A 14,629-nucleotide genomic window follows, 5' to 3' on the forward strand; every position below is an offset into this window, starting at 1 on the left:
TTAGCTACTACAATCACCATCGTTACCAATGGAACATGAAAAAGATGACTCCTGTACAGTACAGGAATCATCTTCTTCAAGTCGCATAAGTTTTTTTTCATATGTCCTTTACATTGGGTACAGATTACGTGCGCCGATCGATTTTTATTATGCGTTTTGGTAAAGTGATTCGACTTGTTGTTGAAGCGATTCGTTCTCGAGGAACTGGTCGTACGTCGCTTCTTTGTCGACAATCCCGTTCGGCGTCACTTCGATGATGCGTGTCGCAATCGTCGAGATGAGCTGATGGTCATGTGAACTGAAGAGGAGTACGCCTTTGAACGTCTCGAGGCCGTTATTGAGCGCTGTGATTGATTCGAGGTCCAAGTGGTTCGTCGGATCGTCAAGGACGAGCACGTTCGAATTCGAGAGCATCATCTTCGAGAGCATGCAACGAACTTTCTCTCCCCCTGAGAGGACAGACGCTTTCTTCATGACTTCTTCGCCAGAGAAGAGCATACGGCCGAGGAAACCACGGAGGAACGTATCTGACTCGTCAGCTGGCGAGAACTGGCGTAACCAGTCCAAGATGCTCTTATCTGAGCCTTCGAAGTATTCCGAGTTGTCTTTCGGGAAGTACGACTGGATCGTCGTCACGCCCCATTTGACCGTACCCGTGTCTGGCTCCATCTCACCCATGAGGATCTTGAAGAGCGTCGTGATGGCGACGTCGTTGCGACCGACGAAAGCGACTTTGTCCATCTTGTTCAATGAGAACGTGACGTTGTCGAGTACTTTGACACCGTCGATCGTCTTCGAGACGTTGTCGACGTACAAGACGTCATTTCCGATTTCACGTTCCATCGAGAAACCGACGAACGGATAACGGCGTGATGACGGACGGATGTCATCCAGTGTGATCTTATCGAGCAACTTTTTACGCGACGTCGCTTGACGCGCCTTCGAGGCGTTCGAGCTGAAACGAGCGATAAAGTTTTGGAGCTCTTTGATCTTCTCTTCTTTTTTCTTGTTCTGGTCGTTGGCCATGCGCGATGCGAGTTGGCTCGACTCGTACCAGAAGTCGTAGTTCCCGACGTACAGCTGAATTTTACCGAAGTCGAGGTCAGCCATATGTGTACAAACTTTGTTCAAGAAGTGACGGTCGTGGGAAACGACGATGACTGTGTTCTCGAAGTTGATCAAGAACTCTTCGAGCCATTGAATCGCTTTGATGTCAAGTCCGTTCGTCGGCTCATCGAGGAGCAAGATGTCTGGCTTACCGAACAACGCTTGGGCAAGGAGTACCTTGACCTTCTCGCCACCCGTGAGCTCGCTCATGAGTTTATGGTGCGACGCGTCAGTGATTCCAAGACCTTGAAGCACCGTTGCGGCTTCCGACTCGGCTTCCCAACCGTTCATCTCAGCGAATTCACCTTCGAGTTCAGCGGCACGCATGCCGTCTTCGTCAGAGAAATCTTCTTTCATATAGATTGCATCTTTTTCTTTCATGACTTGATACAAGCGCTCATGGCCTTTGATGACTGTTTCAAGCACAGCCTGGTCTTCGTACGCATAATGGTCCTGTTTAAGGACAGCGAGACGTTCGCCAGGTGAGAAGCTGACGTCACCCGTTGACGTCTCTTGCTCACCGGCAAGAATTTTCAAGAATGTTGATTTACCGGCACCGTTCGCGCCGATCAAGCCGTAACAGTTGCCTGGTGTGAACTTGATGTTCACGTCTTCGAACAACTTACGGCCACCGAATTGAAGACTTACGTTATTTACTGTAATCATGTATAGAATACCTCGTTTTTCTGATTTGTTTACGACGTGTATTGTATCACGTTTTTTAAAAACGCGCAGTCGCGGGTAAATATGAAACAAATGTGGAACAGATTCGTATGAATGGATAAGGGGGAATCGCTCATGAAAACATCACTATCGATCCGTGAGGCGTGGAACGACTACTACCGCAAAGATTTCGTCCGACTGTTGCTCGTGTTCTTCGTGACAGGCGTCGTCTCGTATTGGTTATTCCGCACGTTCGTCGCGGCCGAACAAGTCGACGAAATTTTAGCCCAACTCGGCGAATCGTTTGAAGCGAGCGGGCTGACGTTCGACTCGAGCGCACGCGACACGATGATCGCCTTGTTCGTGAACAATACACGTGTCACGTTGCTCGCCTTCTTGCTCGGAGTGATCCCACTCTTCATCCCCTATGTGTTCGTCGTCATCAACGCCGCCGTCATCGGCCTCGTCGCCATGCTCGTCGGTTTCACGGGCGAGTCGGTCATTAAAGTGCTCGTTCTCGGAATTTTACCGCATGGCGTCACCGAGATCTCGGCGATCCTGCTCGGGGCGGCGATGGGTCTGTCGCTCAACCGTCATGTATGGAAGAAGTTACGAGGGAAAGAGACAGACGTCACGTTCAAAGCGCTATTGTTCGCAGGATTCAAGACGTTCCTGTTCATCGCGGTCCCGCTCCTCGCTGTCTCTGCTGTCATCGAGGCGTACGTCACGCCGCTCTTGCTACAGTAAAAGTCATCACAGGATGGCTTTTTTTAATTGAAGTAATGTGTCGTCTCGAGACAGCGCAGCTGGGTAATGCCTTCTATGGTGACTTCGCAGTTCAACTGCCAGACTTCGAACCCGTCCGCGATCGCGTCACGAATCCGTTGGCGAATCAAAGCGTCGTGTCTCCGATTCGGATTGCCGGTGAAGACAGGCGCATCATATAAAAAGACATACAATAAAACGGCCCGTCCTGCTTGTGGCAACGTCGCGATCAGTGTTTCAAGATGACGGATGAACCGTTTCGTCTCGACAGGGGTTTGCCTTGCGTTTCCTTCAAAGCGAGGGAGCGGCGTCACGAACAGTTCCGTCAGCGGTGTTTTCACTTCCATATAGACTGCATCGACTTTGAAATCGAGGCGTGAACCACCTGACACGATTTCACGTTCGACACGTTCTAGAGACGGAAAGACCGGCAAAGCGTCCGCTTTCAAGAGATGTTCGACGTAGTCGTTGGCACGCCCTTGATGGATGCCGATCCAGCGCTTGTCCCGGTCAATCGAGATGGCTTCCACCGTGAAAGAAGTGAGGCGTCGCGAATTGTTTGCCGCCGAGACGAGGCAAGGAACACCGTCGAAGATGATATCACCAATCCGTCCCGTGACCGGACAGTGGCACGCGACGATTTCGTCATCGAGCAACACGTCCATGACGAAGCGGTTGCGCCGCTTGACGATCACCCCTTCTTTTAACGGTCGTTCAAACCGATACATCGTCAGTCGACGCGAGTGACCGTCGTGTCGAGCTCGAACGTCACGTTGCCGGCCAAGGCGCGTGAGATCATACAGCCGTCTTTCGCTTTCTTGGCGATTCGTTCGACGAGCGTGATATCCCGGTCGGTGGCGTCGGCCTTTACGTTGATCACCGTTTTATAGCGGATCGTCTCGTACGTGAACACGCGGTTCGTCACGTCGACGATGCCTTCGGCGTCAATTGTGATACCTTGATGGGAAAGATCGCTCCGTCCGAGCATGGCCGCAAGCGTGATGATATAGCACGTCGCCGCAGCTCCGAGGAGCATCTCATCGGGATTCGTCCCGATACCAGGGCCGTCCATTTCCGGGGGAATCGAAATTTGCGTCTTCAACCGTTCGGCCTCGATCGTGCCGACGTCGTTACGTCCGCCGGTCCAGTCAAGGTTCATGTGAAACGTATGCTTCATAAAAATCGCCTCCAATGTCTCTAGTGTAGAAGAGAATGATTGGAGGCGCATAGATTATGCTCGCGCGCGTTCGGCGAACGTGCGGAGCGTCTGGATAATGACGTGTGTCGCTTTTTCCATGTTGTTGACGGAGACGTACTCGAACTTGCCGTGATAGTTCTCGCCGCCAGTGAAGATGTTTGGCGTCGGGAGACCCATATACGACAGTTGTGAGCCATCGGTCCCGCCGCGGATCGGTTCGATTACCGGTTCGATCCCGAGCTCGCGCATGACGTCGGCGACGGTGTCGACGATGTGTTTGACCGGCTCGATCTTCTCGGCCATGTTGTAGTACTGGTCGTCCATCTTCAAGTCGATGCGTGTCTCGCCGTATTTTTGTTTCCATTCGGCGACAAGCTTCTCGAGCAAGACTTTCCGGGCCTCGAACTTCGTCCGGTCGTGGTCTCGTATGATGTATTGGAGAACGGTCGTCTCGACATCACCCGAGAATCCGTTCAAGTGGAAGAATCCTTCGTAATGGCTCGTATGCTCCGGTGCCTCGTCGGCCGGAAGGCGGTTATGGAACGCCATCGCCAGTTTCATCGAGTTGACCATCTTGTTCTTGGCGCTGCCCGGGTGGACGTTCGTGCCGTGGAACGTGACGGTCGCTCCGGCGGCGTTGAAACTCTCATACTGAAGTTCGCCAAGCGGACCGCCGTCCATCGTGTAGGCGAAGTCGGCGTTGAAGCGGGCGACGTCGAACTTATGGGGGCCGCGCCCGATCTCTTCGTCCGGTGTGAACGCAATCCGGACCGGTCCGTGTGGGATTTCCGGATGCGCCAGTAAGTGTTCGACCGCCGTGACGATTTCCGCCATGCCGGCCTTATCATCGGCACCGAGCAACGTCGTCCCGTCCGTCGTCATGAGCGTATGGCCGACGTAATCATCAAGTTCGGGGAAGTCACGCGGTGACAAGATAACATTGAGTGCCTCGTTCAAGACGATATCGCCACCCGCATAGTGTTCAACGAGTTGCGGATTGACGTTGGTGCCTGTAAAATCGGTCGCCGTATCGACGTGAGCAAGCAGCCCGATCGTCGGCACGTCATGGTCGACGTTACTCGGCAACGTCGCGAACAAGTAGCCGTATTCGTCGGTCTCGACGTCCTCGAGCCCAATCGCCTTCAGTTCGGCCTCGAGATGGCGGATCAAATCCCATTGTTTCGCCGTCGACGGCGTCGTCTCACTCGTGAAGTCAGATTGGGTATCAATCTTTGCGTAGGTCATTAATCGTTCAATCAATTTTGCTTGCATGGTAGACCTCCTCTAACGAATCATTACTTATTTAGTGTAGCATGAGAGCTGTTTTGAAAAGTATCAAAATTGTTTGACAACAAACAGGGAGACGCCGGGGCGTCTCCCTGTCTTGCAACTAAAATAGGAAAGGTAATAGGAGCGGCAACAAGAACGACGTGAGAATGGCGGTCAATCCCATCGCGGCGCCACCCGTCGCGCCTGAGAGCGGATGTTCGGTCGCGGCTTGGGCCGTCCCGATGCCGTGGCTGATCGTCCCGAGGGCGAGTCCGCGCGTGAACGGGTCGGTCACGTTGAACATAGATAGAATCACTGGGCCGAGCATGGCGCCAAGGATGCCGCAGGCGACGGCGACCGAAGCGGCGAGCGCGGCGTCACCTTGCAACTGTCGTGCCAGTTCGAGCGCGATTGGCGAGGTCACCGATTTGACGGACAAGGCGAGCAAGACGTGATCCGTCAACTTGAGGGCAGTTCCGAGACCGACAGCGACGAAAATCGTTGATAACGTCCCGAGCACGATGGCACCGAGCGCTCGTTTAGCCCGAGCGAGCAGGATCGGCAAGTTGCGATAGAGCGGCAAGCCGAGCGCCACTGTCGCCGGCCCGAGCAGTGTCGTGATCGCATCTTTCGCCGGCGCATACGTGTCGTACGTCTGTCCAGAGACGAGCAATAACAAGATGAGCGTGAGCGTGCTCAAAAAGACAACGTTCGTGAACGGGGACGCCCATTTGAATGACAGCTTCCGACTCAACATGTAGACGGTAATCGTGATCAATATCCACAGGACGGTCATGACGCCTCACCGTGTCTTCCGGAAACGAGCGCCGTCACGACGAGACCGATCGTCATGCTGATGATCAAGGCGAGGAAGAGCGGAACGCCTTCCTCCTTTAAGAGAGAGCTATAAGACATGAGCCCGACCGCGATCGGGATGAAGAAAAAAGCGAGGTGCTTCGTCAAGAAGCCGGCGCTATCTTCGATCCATTCGACGCGGATGATTTTGGTCATCAATAAGAGCAGTAACAGGACCATGCCGATGACGCTCCCTGGCACTTTTAAATCGAGCACGGCGACGATCCAATTCCCGAGCGCGCTCAAGCCAAATAAGAGCGAAAGGCCGATGATCCATTTGATAAGACGTTGCATGTGATTCATCCTTTCGCATATACGTTCAAAACGTATGGATTCTCTCAAACTTTATCATCTAGGTCAAGATGGAGGCTATGACAAAAAAGATGATGGGTACATATGTTCGGGGTGTTATAATGAGCTCACTACTAACAAATGAGGTGTATTTATGGAACAGACAGCAGTCAAACGGTTTATTCAAGAACAGCAACTCAAAAATGAGGCAGACGTCTTGAACGCGTTCCAACAACGAATCAATTTGAGTATGGTGCCTCGAACGACACGACAAGAGGTGGCGATTGGCCATTCGAAATTTGGTGGGTATCCTGACTTGTCGAACGCGGCCGACCATCCGGGTGAGGATTTGACTTTTTTGGCCCAATTCCGTCTCAGCGACTTCGTGGGGTACGAATCTGTTACCGCTTTACCGAAGGACGGGCTGCTGTCTTTCTTTTATAATCTCGAAGAACAACCGTGGGGCGACAAGGACGAACGTCATCTTTGGCGTGTTGTGTACACGGAAGACACAGACCTTGAACGTGTCAAAGTTGGGGAGGCGCTGAACGAACGGGCAGTCTCGTTTGATGAATCGTACGCACCCAACGTTGATATGCTCGCCCATCTATTGAATGACGACCAGTTCGAGGCGTTCGAAGAACTGATTGACGATGAGGAATTTCACGCAATCGGCGGTCATCCGAGCGCTATTCAAAATGATGTGTTCGAAGAGGTTCAGGACACATATGGTGACCGCTTCAAGCGGCCGTTCCTGCTCTTCCAAATGGATTCGTCAGAAGAGCTCGATATCATGTTCGGCGATGTCGGGATTCTTTACTTTTTGATTCCGACAGAGGCGCTTCAGGCCAAACGATTCGAGGAGACCGAAATGATTATGCAATGCTATTGAACAAAAAAAGAGATTTGACCGAGAGCCGGTCAAATCTCTTTTTTTAATTATGCTTGTTGTTTCTTGCGGAACCGGGCGAAGAACTCATAGACGATTGGGACGATGAGTAACGTCAGTAACGTCGAACTTGTGAGTCCTCCGATGACGGTGACACCGAGTCCTTTCGAGATGAGTGCGCCGCCTTCGAGTCCGAGGGCAAGTGGTGATAAGGCACCGATCGTCGCGAGCGCCGTCATGAGAATCGGACGGAGTCGCGTACCGGCTGCTTCGAGCAACGCTTCACGCGTCGATAGACCGGCTTCTTCTTTATGAATAACGCGGTCAATCAAGACGATCGCATTTGTGACGACGATCCCGATCAACATGAGCGCACCAATCAAAGCAGATACGGAAATCGTTTCTCCCGTGATCAAGAGGGCGACGAGTCCGCCGATGATCGCATAAGGGAGCGAGAACAATACGACGAACGGGGTGACGGCACCGCCGAACGTGACGACGAGCACCAAGTAGACGATGGCGATGGCTGCGAGCATCGCGAGGCCGAGCTGCGTGAACGATTCTTGAATCTGTTCTGTCACGCCGCCGACGTCATACGAGACGCCAGTCGGGAGATCGATGTCAGAGACACGTTCTTCGATGGCGGCCGACGCTTCCGTCGCCTTGTCCGTGCTAAGTTCGACGCTGACGGTAGCAAGGAGCTTGCCGTCGCGCTGGACGAGCGTGTCCGGCGTCGTGCCTTCTTCGACTTCGATGAAGTCTGAGATTGGGCGCGGCCCGAACGGCGTCGTCACTTCTTGCGCTTGCAAGTCTTCAATGCTGTCATACGTGACTTGTTCCGTCGGGATGATGACGTCGAGCTGTTTGTCATCGATCGTCACACTGGCGAGCGGACTGGCCTGTGCTTGGAACTGACCGATCGTTTGAGCGAGTTGAGCGGCCGAGACGCCAGCTTCAGCTGCTGCTTGTTGATCGACGTTGAACGTGTACTGGACGTATGACTCACGAAGATCAGACGTCGCTTGGCGGACGTAGTCCGTCTCTTCTTCGATCGTCTCGATGAATGTCGGGACAATCGCTTCAAGATCTTCGAGCGAGTTTGCGTAGACGTTATACGTCACACCGCTCGTTCCGGCACCGCCGGCGAAGTTTTGTTCTTTCCATTCTCCGCCTGAGGCAAGTTCGTTCAATTGTTCGATGTCTGCCAATTTGACGTCGGCAAAGTCTTCTGTGTCCGGGTCGTACTGGACGATGAAGATCCCTTGCTTGTTATTCCCCGGGTTGAGCGGGTTTTCGCCACCGACCGTGAACTGGACGTCGGTCGCGTTCGGCTGGTCTTCCATAAAGTACGTCTCGGCGATCTCAGCAGCCGCGATCGAGTCGTCAAGCGTCTGTCCCGGTTCCGGGTCGAACGTGACGAACAGCGTTTTCTCCGAATCTTGGTTCAAGAAGTTGACCCCGATGGCTGGTACGAGGGCAAAACTGCCGATCAAGAGAAGTGTCGCGAGTCCGAAGACGACGAGCTTGTGATTGAGCGACCAGTTGAGCACACCGCGGTACCATTCGGCAAGTTTACCGGGTCCTTCTTCTGGCTTCAGCTTGTCACGGTTTTTAAAGAACGAATCGGCCATCATCGGTACGACCGTGATCGCGACGAGGAGCGAAGCGAGCAAGGCGAAGACGACGGTCAAGGCGAACGGCAAGAACAGTTCGCCGACGAAGCCGGTCACGAAACCGAGCGGTAAGAAGACGGCGATCGTCACGATTGTCGATGACGCGATCGGGACGAACACTTCTTTCGTCGCGGCGATGATCAACGCTTTGCCGCGTAACGGTTCGTTCGGACGAGTGAGTCGACGATAAATATTTTCGATGACGACGATTGAGTCATCGACGACGCGTCCAATCGCGACGGTCATCGCCCCGAGCGTCATGATGTTGAGCGTGATATCGAGTTGCTTCAAGACGATGAGCGCCATCAAGAGCGATAGCGGAATCGAGATGACAGCAATGATCGTCGAACGGAAGTTACGAAGGAACACTAAGATGATCAAAATAGCGAATAGACCACCGAGTAACGCCTTCGATACCATCGTCTCGACCGATTCTTCAATCGGCTGACCTTGGTCGAGTGTGATTGAGACGTTCGCCGTATCATATTCGGCCTCAAAGTCGTCTAAAATCGTTTTGACGGCGTTGACGACGTCGACGGTGTTCGCGTCTTGTGTCTTCGTCACTTGAATTCCGATCGAACGTTCTCCGTTCGACCGCGAGATTGATTCTTCGATGCCGCGGTCTTCGATTGTCGCGAGTTCGCTTAAAGCGACGGTCGGGACTGTTGTCGGCACATTCGCAGGTGGGACTGTGCCAGGGACTTCGCTTGGCAACTCAGGTGTCTCGCCAGTCGGGAATCCACTTGGCGTCCCTGGGGCGGTCGGTTCAGCTGGGGCTGGTGAGTACGGGATTTGCAGGTCGCGGAACGCTTCGAGCGTCTCCGACTTCCCGTCGATGACAACGGCCTGTTCCGTATCCCCGAGCTCGTACAAACCGAGCGCGATGCGGGCATCGTTTGCTTGAATCAACTGTTTGACCGTATCTTCTGTCAAGTTGTATTCGGCAAGTGCGGCCTCGTCGAAGCGAAGCTCGACGCGACGGACTTCTTGACCGGCGATTTGGACGAGCTGGGCACCTTCGACACCTTCAAGGGCCGGTTGGAGTTCGTCTTCGACAAGTTTTGTCAACTCAGCTAAATCGAGGCTTTCATCTGAAACGGCTGCACCGACGACCGGGAAAGCGTCGAAGCTGAGGCGTGACACTTGCGGGTCTTGGACGGACTCTGGCAGCTCGACGTTGCTGAGTGCATCTTTGACCTGTTGTTCGGCTGCTTCCATATCCGTGCTGAAATCATAATCGATTTGAATGTTCGAAGCGTTTTGGAACGAAGACGAACGAACTTGTTCGACACCGTTCAAACTCTTCAAGCGATCTTCGAGCACGGTGCTCACTTCGTCGAGCACTTGTTCAGGGGAAGCACCGGGATAAATCGTCGTTACCGAGACGGTCGGTGTCGTGATGTCAGGCAGTGTCTCTAGTTTCATCGTCAGGCCGGCAAAGATTCCGGCGGCCGTTAAGATGATCGTCATCAACCAAACGGCAAACTTGTTGTTGACGGAGAAGGTTGTGATCTTTTGCATGGGGTTCATTTCTCCTCTAATAAATTAGTCTAGTTTCCCGAATCGATATGTCGGGCGCGCTCGATGAGTCGAGCAATAATGGCTTGTTTTAAAGCGGTAGGGGGGACGCCGACATTGAAGTGTTCGGACATCATCATCCCTTCAAGGGCATAGCGGATGATCATCGTCTCGACGGGATCGCTCGTCTGTTGAAATTCGGCGAAGAACGTGTCGAGGTCATGCTTCCAACGGTCGGCGTACGCTTGATCGACGGCGAATAACGTCAAGAAGGCAATCATCTTCTCGGCATCAATATGAATCGGTGAGCGTTCCGGGTAGAGTTTCGTCTCATCAAATAAGCGGACGAACGCCTCGACGGGACCGTGGCCGTCAGCCTGAAGTGATTCGTATAAATCGTTTTGTTCGGTTTGAAGCCGTTCGACGATGGCGGTCAAAAGCGCTTCTTTCGACGGATAATGATACAACAGGCCGCCTTTTGAGACACCAGCGGTCTTTGCGACTTCATCTAATGTCAGTTGGTGCACTCCGTGCTCCATGATGATCTCGGTCGCGGCATCTAACAGTTTTTGTTTCGTGATAGTTGATCGGTTTGTCATTTCGTCACTCCTTTCTGTACCGACCAGACGGTCTTTTCATTTCAACTATAGGCGCCTCATCATTTTGAAGTCAAGAAATGATATCGTCAAAACTGTTAAGTTATAAATATATAACTACTGGTAACGTTTTCAAAAAAAGGTTGACATGAGAATGATTATCATCGATTATAATGATTGAGAGTAATTATCATTACCAACAAAGAGACTAAAACGTGGGGGAAATATAAATGAACAAAAAGTACATGGCACTTGGACTTTCGGCAGCACTTACGACATCACTGCTCGCGGCTTGCGCGAGCACGGAAGAGACGACTACTACGGGGGACAATGAGACGGCAGAAGAATCAAAAGTCGTCAACGTCTACTCGAGCCGTCATTACGATGTCGACAAAGAACTCTACAAACAGTTCGAAGAAGAGACGGGCGTGAAAGTCAACGTCGTTGAAGGAAAAGGTGATGAACTTCTTGAACGTTTGAACACAGAAGGTGAGAACACAGAAGCGGATCTCTTCATTACTGCTGACGCCGGGAACTTGCACCAGGCAAAAGAAGCAGGGCATCTTCAAGCGGTCGATAGCGATGTGCTTGAGTCGAACATCCCAGAAAAATACCGTGACACGGACAACGAATGGTTTGGTCTCACGAAGCGTGCACGTGTCATCGTCTACGCGAAAGATCGCGTGAAGCCGGAAGACTTGTCGACGTACGAAGCGCTCACGGAAGAACAGTGGAATGGGAAAGTACTCGTTCGTCCATCTGAAAACATGTACAACATCTCGCTTCTCGCGTCATTCATCGAAGTGAACGGCGTCGACCAAGCGAAAGAATGGGCAGAAGGCATGGTCAACAACATGGCACGTGACCCACAAGGGAACGACCGTGACCAAGCGAAAGCCGTCGTCGCCGGTGAAGGGGATGTGGCCATCATGAACACCTACTACATGGGTCTCATGCTGAACTCAGAAGACGCGGAAGAGAAGAAAGTCGCTGAAGCGCTCGGTGTCTTCTTCCCGAACCAAGACACGACAGGTACGCACGTCAACATCTCTGGAATCGCGATGACGAAAGCGGCGAAGAACTCTGACAACGCGAAGAAACTCATGGAGTTCATGTCTGACCCGTCAGCGCAAGAGCAGTTCGCAAGCGCCAACTACGAGTACCCGGTCAACGAATCGGTCGAGCCGAACGAGCTCCTCAAATCATGGGGTGAGTTCAAAGAACAAGATATCAACCTATCTGTTCTCGGTGAAAATCAGCAAGAAGCCATCCGCATCTTCAACGAAGCCGGTTGGAAATAAGACGACTTCGGCTTGAACATACGTTCAGGCCGAAGGTTTTTGCGTTTCCTGACAGTCTAAAGGTATGACCGGGACGATGAAACTGATATGATGGGACAGGAAGTAAATGAAAGAAACGGGAGCTGTAAGACATGAACTGGTATGCAATCAAACGACAACTGAATGGATGGTCCATCCTGAGCTTTATCGCGTTGTCGTTTATCGTCCTGCCAGGAATCGTCGTCTTAGTAGAACTGTTCGCACCGGTCAATGACAATTGGCAACACATCCGCGAATACCTGCTGCCGACGTATGTGAGGAACACGTTGTTCATCATGCTCGTGACCGGTTTCTTGACGACCATCATCGGAACGAGCCTCGCTTGGTTCGTCACGGTGTATGACTTCCCGTTACGGCGATTCTTCAAATGGGCGCTCATCTTGCCGCTCGCAATCCCGCCGTATATCGGTGCTTACACGTATCATGGCATCTTGAACTACACCGGCGTCATCCAGACGACGCTGCGCAACGAGTTTGGCATCACCGTGGATCAGACGTACTTCAACATCATGACGATCCAAGGGACGATCTTCATCTTCACGTTGTTCTTGTATCCGTACATTTATACAATCACACGCGCGTTCCTACACAACCAGTCATCGTCGATGATCGAGAACGCCCGCATCCTCGGACGCGGGTCGTGGGATATCTTCTTCACCGTCGTCATCCCGATCTCACGCGTCGCCATCATCGGTGGCGTCAGTCTCGTCTTGATGGAAGTGTTAAACGACTACGGCGTCGTCAAATACTTCGGGATCCAGACGTTCAGTACGGCCATCTTCAGCACGTGGTTCGGTATGAAGGACACGTCTTCAGCGTTAAAACTTGCCGGCACGCTCATGATCATCGTCATCGCCATCTTGATGGGGGAACGACTCGTCCGGGGCCGCAAGCAGTTCAGCTATGCGACGACAAAAGTGAAGCCGCTCAAGCCAAGACCATTGAACGGCTGGCATCGTTACGCCGTGTTCGGTTACGTGGCGACGATCTTCGGCATCGCTTTCGCGATCCCGTTCATCCAACTCGTCGCTTGGACGTTCTTGACGTTCGAGCAAGTGTTCACGGCTGAATTTTTCCGCCTCGTCTGGAACACGGTGAGCGTCGCCTTTATCGCGACGATCATCATTCTCGTATTCGCACTCATCATCGCCAACTATACGCGGTTGTTCCCATCGAACATGACGCGCGTCATCTCGAAAGTGACGACGCTCGGCTACTCGATTCCAGGAGCGGCCATCGCCATCGCTGTCATCACGTTATTTTTACTATTAGACGAATGGGTGCTAAAAGCAGCGCTCGCGCTTGATCTCGGACAGACGTTCGTGTTCCGGACGACGCTCATCATGCTCATCTTCGCCTACGTCATCCGTTTCCTCGCCATCGGTTACAACTCGATCGAGAGCGGATTTGAGAAAGTCGGGAAGTCGTTCACGGAAGCGTCACGCATGCTCGGTTGGGGCACGGTGCAGACGTTCTTCCGGGTCGATATCCCGATGATCAAAGGGGCGATCATGAGCGCGTTCATCCTCGTCTTCATCGATATTATGAAAGAGTTGCCGCTGACGCTGTTCTTGCAGCCGTTCAACTTCTCGACGCTTGCGACGCAGGCGTTCAAATATGTCAGTGATGAGAAGATTCACGAAGCGGCGCTCGCGTCGATCGTCATCGTTCTCATGAGCGGATTGTTAATCTTTGTGTTCCATAAGGTGCTTGATAAGGAGGCCGACTAATGTTTGTTCAAATCAACGATTTACACTTCAGCTATAAAGGTGCGCAAGCAGAGACGATCAAAGGATTCTCGCTCTCGATCACGAAAGGCGAGATCGTATCCCTCCTCGGCGACAGCGGTTCGGGGAAAAGTACGATCTTGCGCCTCATCGCCGGTCTCGAGATGCCAAATCAAGGCGTCGTCGTCGTCAACGATTGCGTCTGTTGTGACGACTGCCAGTTCATGCCGCCCGAACAACGCGGCGTCGGTATGGTGTTTCAAGACTATGCGCTCTTCCCGCACATGACCGTTGAGAAGAACATCCGCTTCGGCCTCCATAAGCTCAGCCGTAAAGAGCGGAACGAGCGGGTCGAGGAGATGCTCACGCTCGTGAACTTATCTGAGTTCCGGCATCGCTATCCGTATGAGCTCAGCGGTGGTCAGCAACAGCGTGTCGCGCTCGCGCGTGCGCTCGCACCGAAGCCGTCCCTCTTGATCTTAGACGAGCCGTTCAGTAACTTGGACACGTCGCTCCAACACCGGATCCGCGACGATCTGCGCCGTCTCCTCAAACAGACGGGGACGACGACGATCTTTGTCACGCACGACGAAGAAGACGCGGAAGCGCTCGCTGACCGCATCGTCTATCTCGGAGAAGGCAAAATTAAAAAGCAGATCATGACGGAGAACAACAAGACGTTCAACCCGCAGATTCCTTGCTTTGTGTAAGTACGGCGCACTCATTGATCAAAAATGG

Annotated in this window: 14 protein-coding genes; 6 read left to right on the plus strand and 8 right to left on the minus strand. The window is 52.7% G+C overall.

Annotated features, from left to right (window positions below):
• The coding region (locus EVJ24_RS13970; RefSeq protein WP_145984890.1) for an IS3 family transposase at positions 1-89 on the plus strand (89 nt) is incomplete at its 5' end.
• 58 nt (positions 90-147) lie between these two features.
• Here EVJ24_RS13970 and EVJ24_RS13975 read toward each other — a convergent pair.
• Positions 148-1,773: an ABC-F family ATP-binding cassette domain-containing protein gene (locus EVJ24_RS13975; RefSeq protein WP_070328113.1), complete on the minus strand. Its 1,626-nt coding sequence runs from the start codon at positions 1,771-1,773 to the stop codon at positions 148-150.
• Positions 1,774-1,905: 132 nt separating this feature from the next.
• On the opposite strand from EVJ24_RS13975, the gene EVJ24_RS13980 reads away from it, so the two are divergent.
• Positions 1,906-2,517, plus strand: coding sequence for a stage II sporulation protein M (locus EVJ24_RS13980; protein WP_161568755.1), 612 nt, complete (start codon positions 1,906-1,908; stop codon positions 2,515-2,517).
• 23 nt (positions 2,518-2,540) lie between these two features.
• On the opposite strand, the gene EVJ24_RS13985 is transcribed toward EVJ24_RS13980, so the two are convergent.
• The 5 genes from EVJ24_RS13985 to EVJ24_RS14005 all read right to left on the minus strand — a co-directional run bounded on the left by EVJ24_RS13985 (position 2,541) and on the right by EVJ24_RS14005 (position 6,151).
• The gene (locus tag EVJ24_RS13985) at positions 2,541-3,263 is read right to left on the minus strand and encodes a DNA/RNA nuclease SfsA (RefSeq protein ID WP_131441672.1); all 723 of its coding nucleotides are present in this window, start codon (positions 3,261-3,263) and stop codon (positions 2,541-2,543) included.
• 2 nt (positions 3,264-3,265) lie between these two features.
• On the minus strand, positions 3,266-3,712 hold the full coding sequence (locus EVJ24_RS13990; RefSeq protein WP_131441673.1) for an SACOL1771 family peroxiredoxin: 447 nt from the start codon (positions 3,710-3,712) through the stop codon (positions 3,266-3,268).
• Between the two features lie 54 nt (positions 3,713-3,766).
• Positions 3,767-5,005: a peptidase T gene (gene pepT / locus EVJ24_RS13995; RefSeq protein ID WP_131441674.1), complete on the minus strand. Its 1,239-nt coding sequence runs from the start codon at positions 5,003-5,005 to the stop codon at positions 3,767-3,769.
• A gap of 118 nt (positions 5,006-5,123) precedes the next feature.
• Complete coding sequence (locus tag EVJ24_RS14000) at positions 5,124-5,798, minus strand: LrgB family protein (RefSeq protein WP_131441675.1); 675 nt, start codon at positions 5,796-5,798, stop codon at positions 5,124-5,126.
• On the minus strand, positions 5,795-6,151 hold the full coding sequence (locus EVJ24_RS14005) for a CidA/LrgA family protein (protein WP_131441676.1): 357 nt from the start codon (positions 6,149-6,151) through the stop codon (positions 5,795-5,797). Before EVJ24_RS14005 ends, EVJ24_RS14000 begins: the two co-directional genes overlap by 4 nt.
• A gap of 151 nt (positions 6,152-6,302) precedes the next feature.
• On the opposite strand from EVJ24_RS14005, the gene EVJ24_RS14010 reads away from it, so the two are divergent.
• Entirely contained in the window at positions 6,303-7,040 is a 738-nt protein-coding gene (locus EVJ24_RS14010; protein WP_131441677.1) for a YwqG family protein, read from the plus strand.
• Positions 7,041-7,087: 47 nt separating this feature from the next.
• Here EVJ24_RS14010 and EVJ24_RS14015 read toward each other — a convergent pair whose 3' ends face one another.
• Both EVJ24_RS14015 and EVJ24_RS14020 read right to left on the minus strand, forming a co-directional pair.
• On the minus strand, positions 7,088-10,231 hold the full coding sequence (locus EVJ24_RS14015; RefSeq protein ID WP_131441678.1) for an efflux RND transporter permease subunit: 3,144 nt from the start codon (positions 10,229-10,231) through the stop codon (positions 7,088-7,090).
• Between the two features lie 29 nt (positions 10,232-10,260).
• Positions 10,261-10,827 (minus strand): TetR/AcrR family transcriptional regulator, encoded by a 567-nt coding sequence (locus EVJ24_RS14020; RefSeq protein ID WP_131441679.1) that lies wholly within the window; start codon positions 10,825-10,827, stop codon positions 10,261-10,263.
• Positions 10,828-11,054: 227 nt separating this feature from the next.
• Here EVJ24_RS14020 and EVJ24_RS14025 point away from each other — a divergent pair, with 227 nt between their 5' ends.
• The 3 genes from EVJ24_RS14025 to EVJ24_RS14035 all read left to right on the plus strand — a co-directional run bounded on the left by EVJ24_RS14025 (position 11,055) and on the right by EVJ24_RS14035 (position 14,601).
• On the plus strand, positions 11,055-12,125 hold the full coding sequence (locus EVJ24_RS14025) for a Fe(3+) ABC transporter substrate-binding protein (RefSeq protein WP_131441680.1): 1,071 nt from the start codon (positions 11,055-11,057) through the stop codon (positions 12,123-12,125).
• Between the two features lie 131 nt (positions 12,126-12,256).
• Positions 12,257-13,894: an ABC transporter permease gene (locus EVJ24_RS14030; RefSeq protein ID WP_131441681.1), complete on the plus strand. Its 1,638-nt coding sequence runs from the start codon at positions 12,257-12,259 to the stop codon at positions 13,892-13,894.
• Positions 13,894-14,601, plus strand: coding sequence for an ABC transporter ATP-binding protein (locus EVJ24_RS14035; RefSeq protein WP_131441682.1), 708 nt, complete (start codon positions 13,894-13,896; stop codon positions 14,599-14,601). Before EVJ24_RS14030 ends, EVJ24_RS14035 begins: the two co-directional genes overlap by 1 nt.
• The last annotated feature ends 28 nt before the right edge of the window (positions 14,602-14,629 follow it).

The organism is Exiguobacterium sp. SH1S21, assembly GCF_004337175.1.
Taxonomy (GTDB): Bacteria; Bacillota; Bacilli; order Exiguobacteriales; family Exiguobacteriaceae; genus Exiguobacterium; species Exiguobacterium aurantiacum_A.

What these genes read in the sequence shown, in the direction of transcription:
- EVJ24_RS14025 (WP_131441680.1), top strand. Translation starts at nt 11,055, where the DNA reads ATGAACAAAAAGTACATGGCACTTGGACTTTCGGCAGCACTTACGACA.
- EVJ24_RS14010 (WP_131441677.1), top strand. Translation starts at nt 6,303, where the DNA reads ATGGAACAGACAGCAGTCAAACGGTTTATTCAAGAACAGCAACTCAAA.
- EVJ24_RS13990 (WP_131441673.1), bottom strand. Translation starts at nt 3,712, where the DNA reads ATGAAGCATACGTTTCACATGAACCTTGACTGGACCGGCGGACGTAAC.
- pepT (WP_131441674.1), bottom strand. Translation starts at nt 5,005, where the DNA reads ATGCAAGCAAAATTGATTGAACGATTAATGACCTACGCAAAGATTGAT.
- EVJ24_RS13985 (WP_131441672.1), bottom strand. Translation starts at nt 3,263, where the DNA reads ATGTATCGGTTTGAACGACCGTTAAAAGAAGGGGTGATCGTCAAGCGG.
- EVJ24_RS14030 (WP_131441681.1), top strand. Translation starts at nt 12,257, where the DNA reads ATGAACTGGTATGCAATCAAACGACAACTGAATGGATGGTCCATCCTG.
- EVJ24_RS13980 (WP_161568755.1), top strand. Translation starts at nt 1,906, where the DNA reads ATGAAAACATCACTATCGATCCGTGAGGCGTGGAACGACTACTACCGC.
- EVJ24_RS14020 (WP_131441679.1), bottom strand. Translation starts at nt 10,827, where the DNA reads ATGACAAACCGATCAACTATCACGAAACAAAAACTGTTAGATGCCGCG.
- EVJ24_RS14000 (WP_131441675.1), bottom strand. Translation starts at nt 5,798, where the DNA reads ATGACCGTCCTGTGGATATTGATCACGATTACCGTCTACATGTTGAGT.
- EVJ24_RS13975 (WP_070328113.1), bottom strand. Translation starts at nt 1,773, where the DNA reads ATGATTACAGTAAATAACGTAAGTCTTCAATTCGGTGGCCGTAAGTTG.
- EVJ24_RS14035 (WP_131441682.1), top strand. Translation starts at nt 13,894, where the DNA reads ATGTTTGTTCAAATCAACGATTTACACTTCAGCTATAAAGGTGCGCAA.
- EVJ24_RS14015 (WP_131441678.1), bottom strand. Translation starts at nt 10,231, where the DNA reads ATGCAAAAGATCACAACCTTCTCCGTCAACAACAAGTTTGCCGTTTGG.
- EVJ24_RS14005 (WP_131441676.1), bottom strand. Translation starts at nt 6,151, where the DNA reads ATGCAACGTCTTATCAAATGGATCATCGGCCTTTCGCTCTTATTTGGC.